The 10834-nt window shown below is 69.8% G+C and carries 7 protein-coding genes; 6 read left to right on the forward strand and 1 reads right to left on the reverse strand.

Translation table 11 applies throughout. The annotated features are described in order from the left end of the window. Positions 1 to 104 precede the first annotated feature (104 nt). Entirely contained in the window at positions 105 to 776 is a 672-nt protein-coding gene (locus VXC91_RS38030) for a hypothetical protein (protein ID WP_329511921.1), read from the reverse strand. A gap of 549 nt (positions 777 to 1325) precedes the next feature. Here VXC91_RS38030 and VXC91_RS38035 point away from each other — a divergent pair. The 6 genes from VXC91_RS38035 to VXC91_RS38065 all read left to right on the forward strand — a co-directional run bounded on the left by VXC91_RS38035 (position 1326) and on the right by VXC91_RS38065 (position 10709). Further along, complete coding sequence (locus VXC91_RS38035; protein WP_329511922.1) at positions 1326 to 2315, forward strand: aldo/keto reductase; 990 nt, start codon at positions 1326 to 1328, stop codon at positions 2313 to 2315. 68 nt (positions 2316 to 2383) lie between these two features. Beyond that, positions 2384 to 3067, forward strand: a complete 684-nt coding sequence (locus tag VXC91_RS38040) for an alpha/beta fold hydrolase (protein WP_329511923.1) — start codon at positions 2384 to 2386, stop codon at positions 3065 to 3067. Between the two features lie 789 nt (positions 3068 to 3856). Beyond that, on the forward strand, positions 3857 to 5284 hold the full coding sequence (locus tag VXC91_RS38050) for a hypothetical protein (RefSeq protein WP_408057578.1): 1428 nt from the start codon (positions 3857 to 3859) through the stop codon (positions 5282 to 5284). Further along, positions 5281 to 6705: a VWA domain-containing protein gene (locus VXC91_RS38055; protein WP_329511924.1), complete on the forward strand. Its 1425-nt coding sequence runs from the start codon at positions 5281 to 5283 to the stop codon at positions 6703 to 6705. The genes VXC91_RS38050 and VXC91_RS38055 overlap by 4 nt, the downstream gene beginning before the upstream one ends. 90 nt (positions 6706 to 6795) lie before the next feature. Beyond that, on the forward strand, positions 6796 to 7908 hold the full coding sequence (locus VXC91_RS38060; RefSeq protein ID WP_329511925.1) for an ATP-binding protein: 1113 nt from the start codon (positions 6796 to 6798) through the stop codon (positions 7906 to 7908). A 5-nt stretch (positions 7909 to 7913) separates the two neighbouring features. Continuing rightward, positions 7914 to 10709, forward strand: coding sequence for a hypothetical protein (locus VXC91_RS38065; protein ID WP_408057577.1), 2796 nt, complete (start codon positions 7914 to 7916; stop codon positions 10707 to 10709). Positions 10710 to 10834: the final 125 nt, after the last annotated feature.

Here is a 10834-nt window from a genome sequence, read left to right on the forward strand (position 1 = left end):
GTGTCGCCGGACGCGGCGCGAACGCGGGAGACCAGTGCATCCACCACCGTTCGGGATGCGCCAGTTGACCAGGATTGGGCACAAGACTCACTCCTGCTCACTGACTAGGAACGGTCTGAGCCGACCCGGCTGTCGGTCCGCCGGCGGCTGTCCGGCCACAGCTGATCGCGTCGACCCGCGGCGGCGTGGGCCGGCGTGGCGGGCATGCCGTGGCCCTGGAGCGGCCGGCTGCCCCCGGCTGTCGCGTCCACCATGGCCTGGGCGACCTGTTCGAGACTGGTCTCCAGCGTCTGCAGCAGTTGCTCGTCCTTATGGCGCAGTGCGCCCAGCAGGTGCATGGCCTGTTCGTCGTCGGCGAGTGCGGCGATGCTCTCACCGGCCCGGCAGGCCGCCAACGCCTGTGCGGTGGCCGCGTACTCGCCCTCGATGTTCTTCAGCAGGCGGCGCTCGGCGGCCGGTTGTCCGCCGTGCAGCAGGCCGTCGACGATCATGGCGCCGGCCTCCAATGGAATGCGGGCCGCGCGGAGGGCGCCCGTCATGAGCGTGCGGACGATCGCCGTCGTGTCGCCCAGCAGGTGGCGGGGCCGGATGGCGCGTACATGGTCGTCGATGCGCACAATGTGTTCCAGGGCGTCGGCGAGGTGGTGTTCCATGGCCTGTCGGTGCGGGCCGACCGGGGTCACGGCCATGTCCGCCCTGAACCTGTCGATGACCGCTGCGTGGGCATCCCGGGCGTCCTGCAGCGCCGGGATCAGCGCGTGCGTCGTCAATGTCATTGCCGTACTTCCTTGTGTGGCGTTCTGGAACGGCGGGGTGGAGAGGTGCCCGCGGGAGCGGATACCCGGCGTGGGCGGGCCTCGCGACCAGGGTGTGTGAACGGGCCGAAGATCGCCCGGCGGCCGTTGGATCCCCGGCGGAGCCGACAGGCGCTCCGACCGGCGACATCGGCATCGTCCGCGCGTGCGACCACGTGGTGTTTTCCTAGCCCGTCCGGGTGGCCCCGGCAGGGCGCGCCGAGTGAGCCGTCCGAAGCCGAGGGCTCGACTCGACCGTGGGCAGGCGGAGCGCTCCACCTGCTGCTTGACTTGGAGTGCACGCGAAGTCCTAGCGTTCACGCCGTGGAACTCCGGGATACCGATCCACGAGATCCGCTGCTCCATGGGCTGGTGAAGGCCGTCGATGCGGCCACGAGGTCATGCCGCCGTGCAGGCGCAGCCGCCCTCGCGTTCCCGGCGCCATGAGGCGGTGCTCGACGAGTTCCGGCGCGAGGACGGGTTTCCGCCCGTCGAGCGGCAGGATGACATCGCAAGAAAGGCTGGGACAGCATGAAGCAGCGCACGCTTCGGGACCTGGAGGTTTCCGCCATCGGTCTCGGCTGCATGGGGATGTCGGCCTTCTACGGCTCGGCCGATCAGGAGGAGGGCATCAAGACCATCCAGCGCGCCCTCGAGTTGGGTGTCAACTTCATCGACACCGCACAGGTCTACGGCCCGCTCACGAACGAGTCGCTGATCGGCCGCGCGGTCGAGGGACACCGTGACGAGTATGTGATCGCCACGAAATTCAACTACCGCATGGACGACGCGGTCCCGGGCGACATGAGCACGGTGGGGCGGCAGGACGGCTCGGCCGACCATGTGCGCCGTTCGATCCACGGCTCGCTCAAGCGACTCGGGACCGACTACATCGACCTCTACTACCAGCATCGCGTCGATCCGAAGGTGCCGATCGAGGAGACCGTCGGGGCGATGGCCGAACTCGTCGCCGAGGGCAAGGTGCGTCATATCGGTCTGAGCGAGGCGAGCGCGGAGACGATCCGCCGCGCCAACGCCGTTCACCCCATCACGGCGGTGCAGACCGAGTACTCGATGTGGACACGCGACCCGGAGGCCGCTGTGCTGCCCGCGTGCCGTGAGCTCGGCATCGGGTTCGTCCCCTACTCCCCCCTGGGACGAGGCTTCCTCGCGGGCCGCTTCGCCTCTCCCGACGAGCTGGACGAAGGGGACTTCCGCCGCAGCGGTCCGCGATTCACCGGTGAGAACCTGGAGGCGAACCTGAGGCTCGCGGCGAAGGTGAAGGAGATCGCCGCGGAGAAGGGCGTCACGCCGGCGCAGCTTGCGATCGCCTGGGTCCTGGCGCAGGGCGAAGACCTGGTCCCCATCCCGGGCACGAAGCGGCGTACGTACCTGGAACAGAACGCGGCCGCGGTCGATGTGGAGCTGACGAAGGACGAACTCGCCCGCATCGAGGCCGAGTTGCCCGAACCGGCGGGGGCGCGCTACGACGAGGCGGGGATGAGGGCCCTGAACCTGTAGGGCGGGACGATGTTCGGCCGATGGTGAACCCCGCTCCGGCGAGTGAACCCTTCGCGTAGCTTCCGGGCATGACGGATCACCGCTCTGTCGACCTGGAAGGGATTCGGCTGGCCTACCAGGCGTGGGGCCTGCTGGACGCACCGCCGCTCGTGCTGCTCCATGCCCTGGGCGAGGGCGCCACCGACTGGGACGCGGTGGCGCCGGTGTTCGCCCGGAGCCGGCGTGTGTACGCACCGGATCTCCGCGGCCACGGTCTGAGTGACCGCCCCGGAGACTATTCGCTCGAACTCATGCAGAGCGATGTGCTGCATTTCCTGGACAGGCTGGGACTCGACCGGGTGGACCTGATCGGCCACTCGCTGGGCGGGGTCGTGGCCTATCTGCTCGCGTCGGACCGTCCACAGAGAGTGGCCCGGCTCGTCCTGGAGGATGTCCCCGTCCCTCGCCCCCGGGAGCCGATCACCCTGACCAGGCCGGACGGCGAACTCCCCTTCGACTGGGAGATGGTGCGGGCCGTCAGGAGGCAGCTCGACACGCCCGATCCGGCGTGGTCGGAGCGACTCGGCGCGATCACCGCCGAGACCCTGGTCGTGGCCGGCGGCCCGAGCAGCCATATCCCCCAGGACAGGGTCGCTGAACTGGCCCGGCGCATCCCCGGCGGACGTATGGTCACCATCCCGGCCGGGCACCTGGTCCACCATTGCGCCCCGGAGGCGTTCATGGAGGCGGTCTCGGCCTTCTTGCGGCTCTGAGGGACCACCGGTGCCGCGCGTCGGCCCTGTCTGAGTCGACAAAGCGACAGAAGTGCCCATGGATCGTGACGACTTGTGCCGACCGGGTGAGCGGGGCGTGCCGAGCGGCGCTGAGAACTGCGGTGAGCAGCGAGGCCCCCATCCCGTCATGCACGCGATGCAGTGCCCTCGGCGGCGGCCGATGCCGGGCGCCGGGTTCGACCGGCGTTGTCAGTGGTCCCCAGTAGGTTCTGTCGTGTCCCGCCGAGCCGGTGGGGAATCCCCCCTTGCCGCAAAGGAGATGGTGCGTTGTCGGACTGGGAGAAGTCGAGTACGGCGCGGGTGATACCGCCCGCGCGGCCGCGCAAGCTCGCCAAGGTCCCGTTCGTCGAACTGGCCGACGGACGCCTGCAGGGCGTGGTGTCCAGTGGATCCGACATCGAGCGGGTCTATGTGTCGTCGGTCGCGGCCGGCACGTACGCGTACGCCTGCAGCACCAACAACAACCGCCCCTGCGGCGGCGCGCGGGGGTCGTTCTGCAACCATATCCGGGCTCTGATCAACGAGGCGGTGCTGCAGTACGGCATCGAGCGCGTCGCCCGCTATCTGCGGATCGAGATCGAGGAGGGCGAGACGAGCGCGGAGAGCATCGCCGCCGCCATGGCGGGCACGCGCCCGTCCGCGGCGGGCGACCGGGCCGCCGCTGCTGTCTTCAGCCGGTTCCTGCGCCACCTGTCCTACCTGGAACTCGCGCCGACCACCGCGCCGTTGCCCGAGATGCAGTGGTTCCCGCCCACCAGGGCGGTGTCGATGGGGGTGCTCCCGCACGAGCCCGGTGCGAACGCCGGGGAGCGCACCGGCCTGCTCGCCGAGTCCATCGCCGGACTCGACGAGGCGATGGCCGCCGTCGATGCCTTCGACCGGGCCCTCGTCGGCGGTCTGCTGCGTCCCCAACCCGCCGAGGCCGCCGACCTGGCCGAGTTCGCCGACGCCCTCGCGGGCACACCGCTGGCGTCCGGCGTTGCCGAGGCGGCGGAGAAGGCGGTCGCCGGAGCCGCGAGCGAGGACCACTGCGTCGCTCTCGCTGCTGCCCGCACCGCGCTGCTCGGCTCCGTCCACGACGCGCTCATGGACCGCGTCGACGAGTGGACCGGCCGGAGCCACAGCGAAGGGAGGGCCCCTGTGCACGTAGGGCCGCAAGCGGTGAACGTACTCGCGGCCGCTCGCTCCTGGCTGTCCGATCTGGCGCGCGCCGGCTGGCGGGGCATCGACCACGAGTTGGTGTCCGGGGCGGCCCCCGTCGTCTCCGCGTTGCTTCCGGAACCGGCCCTGCGTCGCCTGGCCACGCTGCTCGACGGCTTCGCCGCCGAACTCGCCGCCTCCTGCCCAGGTGCGACCCTGGAGCGGATCCCGGCGCGTCGCTGGGCCGACCTGTGGGCGCGTGCGACGCTTCTGACGCTGCCCGGTGCCGCCGACGTCCCCTCGACCGGCACGGCCACCGGCCGCCTCCTGCCCCTCGGCGTCGACCTGCACGAACACGCCACCGCCGCACGGGCTCAGGTCCACGCCGTGTTCGAGCCCGCCGACGGCACGGGGCCGCGCCTGGTGCGCGCCGGTGTCTCGGTGCCGAAGCCGGACACGGTCGTCGGAGCCGGTGTCTGGCAGCTGATGCGCCCGCACATGGCGCTGCTGTCGGCCGTCAGCGAAGGCCGCTCGATGGACATCGCCGATATGCCGATCACCGACGAGGGCGATCTGATCTGGCAGGACGAACACGCCCGCCTCGGTGAGCCCGCCGACGTCTTCGCGACCGCCCGCGTCGCCCTTCCCACCGCGCGTGCCTCGGCGACCGCACCACTGGACCGGCACCCCGCCTCGATCGCCGTACCGGTGTTCCTGGAGGGCTACACCGTCCAGCAGGACGACGACGCAGTGCTCTTCAGCGTGGCCGGATGCCCTGTCGCCGTCGACACGGACCGAATTCCCGCGGCCGGTCCGCTGACCGCCGATGCCGTCGCTGCGTCGAGCGCATGCATCGGTCTGCTGCGCTGGGACGTGGGGACGTTCGGGGTGCAGCCGCTCGCCGTCGAGACCACCGTGCGGAAGAGGGCTGTCGCGATCCAGGCCGGCGCATGGGCCGGAGGCACGACGGACAAGGCCGGCGTCAAGGCCGAGAAGGGCGCCACCGACGCCGTTGCGGTGCTGCGTGAGCGAGCCGGAAGGCTGCTGCGGAAATGACCGACCCGACCCCTGGACAGGACCACGAGGTGGACCCCCACGACAATCGTCGCCAGGTGCTGTACTGGCGACTGCTGGCCCGCCTCTTCGACCACGAGGAACAGCCGACGCTGGAGTCGGCGAGCCTCGCCGTCGTCGAGGACATCGGTCTGCCGCCCGCACTGTTGGACCCGCAGGCGTCCGTCGATTCGATCGTGCAGCGTCACCCCGAGCTGGCCGCCGAGTTCGACGGTCTCATGGTGCCCGAGCCGGAGTCCGAGTCCGATGCCGGCGTTCGCGAGCGCGCCGCCGAGGTGCGGCGCGCGGCGCTGGTGTCGAAAGTGCTGCTCAACGTCTTCGCGTCCGGCTCCGGTACGGTCACCGCCGGGCAGTTGTCCCGCTGGCAGTCCGACGCCGGGTGGCTGGAGCGCGCGCTCGGCTGCAAGCCCGGTGAACTGCGTGGCGGGCGCTCCGGGGGCGGCTCGGGTCGGGGCGTCAGCCCGACCGGTACGGGCGGCCGCGGGACGACGCCCGACCTCGGCCGGTTGATCCCGGGGATCGGGCCCGAACTCGGCGCCATCGAAGCCGACCTCGTCAGGCGGATGCACTTGCGTGAGGTGCTCGCGGATCCTCAGCTCGCCGCGCAGCTGACGCCGAGCATGTCGCTGATCGAGCAGCTGCTGCGGGACAAGAACAACCTGTCCGGCGTAGCGCTGGCCAACGCCAAGGCCCTGATCCGCCGTTTCGTCGACGACGTGGCCGACGTGCTGCGCACCCAGGTGGAGAAGGCCACGGTCGGAGCCCTGGACCGCTCGGTTCCGCCCAAGCGGGTGTTCCGCAACCTCGACCTCGACCGCACGATCTGGAAGAACCTCACCAACTGGAGCCCGGAGGAGGAGCGACTGTATGTCGACCGCCTCTACTACCGCCACACCGCCCGCAGGACGACGCCCCAGCGGCTGATCGTGGTGGTGGACCAGTCGGGCTCGATGGTCGACTCGATGGTCAACTGCACCATCCTGGCGTCCATCTTCGCCGGGCTGCCCAAGGTGGACGTCCACCTGATCGCCTACGACACCCAGGCGCTCGACCTGACGCCCTGGGTGCACGACCCGTTCGAGACCCTGCTGCGCACCAACCTCGGCGGCGGCACCGACGGAACGGTCGCCATGGCACTGGCCCAGCCGAAGATCGCCGAGCCGCGGAACACGGTCGTGGTGTGGATCTCCGACTTCTACGAATGGCGCACCGAGCAGCTGTTCGAGAGCATGACGGCCATCCATCGCTCCGGCGCGAAGTTCATCCCGTTGGGCTCGGTGACCAGCGCCGGCCGCGGCAGCGTCAACCCCTGGTTCCGGGAGCGCTTCAAAGATCTCGGCACACCGGTGATCTCCGGTCACATCCGCAAGCTCGTCCACGAGCTCAAGACGTTTCTCGCCTAGTGCTGTGGCCGGAAAGGTTTGCCGGTGAACCTTTCCGGTCGCCGCACTGGATACCTGTTCACGACGTTTTTCGCTGAGAAAGGCCCTGCCTTGTCCGATCTGTTGCGCGCGCCCGCCGAGATCAAGTACGCCGAGGAACTGGACTGGCTGGAGTCCGTCGACGACGGCCCCAAGCCCTTTTCCTGGCGTCTGTCCCCGAAGATGGTCCGCCTGTTCATCCTGGGGTCCGAGCGCTCCGACGGGCTCGACCGGGAGATCTCGCAGAAGTGGTTCGGCGACCGCAGCTTCGTCGAGCGCGCCATCGTCACACTGGCCTCCGACCGCGGTCTGCTGCTCATCGGCGACCCCGGCACCGGCAAGAGCTGGCTGGCCGAGCTGCTGGCCGCCGCGATATGCCGCAACTCCACCCTCGTGGTGCAGGGCACGGCCGGCACCACCGAGGACCACATCAAGTACTCGTGGAACGTCTCCATGGTGATCGCCAAGGGACAGTCCCGGGCGTCGATGATCCCCTCGCCGATCATGACCGCGATGGAGAGTGGCGTCATCGGCCGATTCGAGGAACTCACCCGCTCCACCAGTGATGTTCAGGACGCGCTGATTTCCATTCTGTCCGAGAAGTACATCTCGGTCCCGGAACTCGACAGTGACAACATCGTCTTCGCCAAGCCCGGTTTCTCTGTCATCGCCACGGCCAACAGCCGCGACCGGGGCGTCAACGACCTGTCCTCGGCGCTCAAGCGCCGCTTCAACTTCGTGCGGATCCCGGTCGTGACGAACAAGAAGAGCGAAGCGGAGATCGTCCGCTTCCGCACGGAGGAACTCCTGCGCCGCCACCAGATCGAGCTGGAGGTGCCGCCGACACTTCTCGATGTACTGCTGCAGAGCTTCGCCGACCTGCGTGCGTCGGCGGCCGCTGCCGGCAGCGACGACGAGAAGCTCGAGTCCGCCCTGTCCACGGCCGAGCAGATCGGCGTACTGGAGGACGCGATCCTGCACAGCAATTTCTTCGGTGAGCGCGCGCTGACCGCCCACACGCTCGCCTCCTCGCTCGTGGGGTCGCTGGCGCGACGCGAGCCGGAGGACCTGGCCATCCTCAACAAGTACCTCCATGGCGTGGTCGAACCGCGCAGCAAGGAAGAAGGCGGATCCTGGCCGGAGTTCCTCGAGGGCGGCCGCGACGCGATCGCCACGCTGTCGTGAGCGGCATGGAGGAGGGGACCTTCACCGCGCTGCGGAGTCAGTTGCAGGAAGCCGCCGCGACCTTCGCCGACGGGCCGGACGCACTGGAAGGCATCCTGCTCGGCATCGTCGACGACGTCGACCGCGCGGTGCGTGAACCGCTGGAGATCTTCCCGGTCTGCCACCACTCGCCGGCCTCGGCGATCGCGATGGCGCGCCGCCTGCGCGAGAAGCAGCCGAAGGTCGTGTACCTGGAGTTGTGCGAGGACATGGCGCCGCTGCTGTCCGAACTGCGCAACTGCCGGCTCCCGGTGGCGGTGCAGGCGTTCGCGACCGACGTCGAGGGGTTCCCGGCCGAGTGGTCGCCGTTGTCGGTGGTCGCCCCCATCACCGAGGCATCGGCCGAGTACCAGGCGATCGCCTATGCGCTGGACACGCCGGGCGTCGAACTGGTCCTCGTCGACCGTTCCTCGGACCACGTGTTCCAGTGGGACGCGCGCCGCACCGAGTCCGCCGAACAGACCGACCCGGACGCACCGACGGCCGAGGAGGAGGCGGCACTGCACGGCGACGCGATCGGGGTGGAGATCGGCGATCTGCGGCCGCGCTTCGCCGAGCTGGAAGAGCACCTGTTGCGCCATGGCCGGGTACGGCACTGGTCCGAGTGGTGGCACCAGTACGTGGAACTGCCGCTCGGGGACAGCGACCACGACACCTACCGACAGGTCATGCTCCTGATCGGCAGCCTGTTCCGGCGCCTGGCCCCCGGGGATCCGCAGCGCGTGCGTGTCGACGAGGATCGCGAACGCCATATGTGGACCCGGATGCGCCGGCATCTCGCCGCCGGCGGCATCGACCCCGCGGACTGCCTCTATGTCTGCGGCGCCTTCCATGCGGCCAGCCGCGTGGCGGAGTTCGGTGTCCACGGCGCCGACACCTTCGAGATCAGCCCGCCCACCGGGACCCGGTGGCAGCACGGCCTGATCCCGTCCAGCCATGCGGCGATCGAGGCGCAGTTCGGGCTGGCCGCCGGGTCGGTGTCGATCGCCGCGACGGTATGGGCGAAGAACGTCAGACGCACCGGCGTGCGGCCCTTCCGGCTCGAAGGACAGGCAGGAGGGAAGAAGCGCTCGACGGCCAAGAAGGCCGTGGCGGTGGCCGCTTCCCAGTCGGTGGCTCCGGCCGCGGACAAGCTGTCGGGCTTCCTGCAGCGACCGCCCGTCCTCGACCGGCTGGACGAGGCCGAACTGCTCGGCTGGTCCGTCGACATCGTGCGCGCCGCTCGTCGCAACGGTTATCTCGCCTCCACCGCCGACGCCATCGCGGTGTTCCAGACGTCGATCCTGCTCGCCGGCATGCGCGACCGGGCCAAGCCCACGCCGTACGACTTCCAGGACGCGGCGGTCACCTGCATCGAGAAGGACACCGTGCCCGGCAGGCGCGATGTGCGCCGCCTGGTGGAGATCATGATGGGCGGCGACCGGATCGGCCAGGTCGGGTACGACGCGCTGCCACCACTGGCCCGCGATGTGCACGACCGGCTGACACCACTGAACCAGAAGCTGCAACAGCGCGGCGTGCAGCGGGCGTTGCTGGACATCGCCGGCCGGCCCGAGCTCGGGGCGTGCTCCGACGTGCTGTGGATGCTGCGGTACCTGATGCCGCAGGGTGCGGCAAGGCCCATCATGGGTGAGCGACGGCTCGGCGAGCGGCCGATCCAGGAGTCGTGGGATCTCGCGCTCGGCACTCACCAACGCGCACTGATCGAGCTCGGCTACGAGGGTGTCAGCGTCGAGCAGGTCCTGGAACAGCGGCTACGACGCAGGGCGTACGGCCCGCAGGCAACGGCGGCGGTCGTCCTGGAGACCGTCGAGGACGCGACGCTGTATCTGCGCAGCCGCCGCCTCGCCGACGAGCTCGGCACACGCGCGCTGGAGGTTCTGGCGGGCGAACGCAGTGTCGACGGCGCTCCGGAGGTGCTGCGCCGGGTACGGCGGCTACTCGCCTACTACCGGACCAGCGAGCCGGTGCTGCCGCCGTGGATCGAGTCCTTCGTCAAGACCGGCTACGCGCACTACTGCACTCTGCTCCCGACGGCGTTCGCCGACGAGGACGCGACCGTCCGTCAGGTCGGGGCGATGCTGGGCTTCCTGCTCAGCATGGAGAGTCTGGCCCTCTCGCTGGGCTGCGACCGGACCCAGCTGGAGCTGGCGGTCACGCAGTCGCATCCCGAGGAGCCGTCGAAGACGGCGCTGCTGTGGGCGGCGCAGGTTCAGCTGGGGCGTCTGTCCCGAGAGGATCTGCGGACGCGGTGCGACGAACTACTGGGCAATCCCCTGGTGTTGCCCGCCTATCCGCGCTACCTGAGCGGATTCGTGCACGCACTGGAGCCTGTGCCGGGCCTCGTCGACTTCGTCGTGGAAGCGGTGTCGAACGCCTTCGGGCGATTGCCCGATCCGGTGCTGCTGCCATGGCTGCCGACCCTGATCACCACGCTGCGATCCGGCGGCGCAGATCTGGCTCCACTGCTGATCCGCGAGGCCGGACGGATCTTCCCCGGCCGACTCGCGGCGCTGGACGAGTGGGTGCCACCGTGGCGGGACCGGCCGAGTGCACCGAGTGCCCGTCCGGCCGCGGGCATCGGCGCCCGCCGTGGCGTCGCACTGCTGGCTGCCCACCCGGCGACGTGCGATGCGGTGGGGACACTGCTGGGCTGCGACGGGGCGTGGCAGACGGGGAGCGCCGGTCCGGAAGGGACGGCGCTGCTCGCCCGCTATCCGGAGACGGCGGCGGCGCTGGAGGTACTGCTGGCTTCTGCCTGACTCCCGCAGGGCTGTGCCGTCACAGAGCGGGTCCTTTGAAGGCTCCCCTCCCTGAAGGGAGGGGACTGTGGCGGGCCTCGGTCAGCATCCTGTCGAGCTGAGCCGGACTACACGTCAGCTTCTCA

Origin of the sequence: Streptomyces chiangmaiensis, from assembly GCF_036281785.1 — a bacterium.
GTDB lineage: Bacteria > Actinomycetota > Actinomycetes > Streptomycetales > Streptomycetaceae > Streptomyces > Streptomyces chiangmaiensis.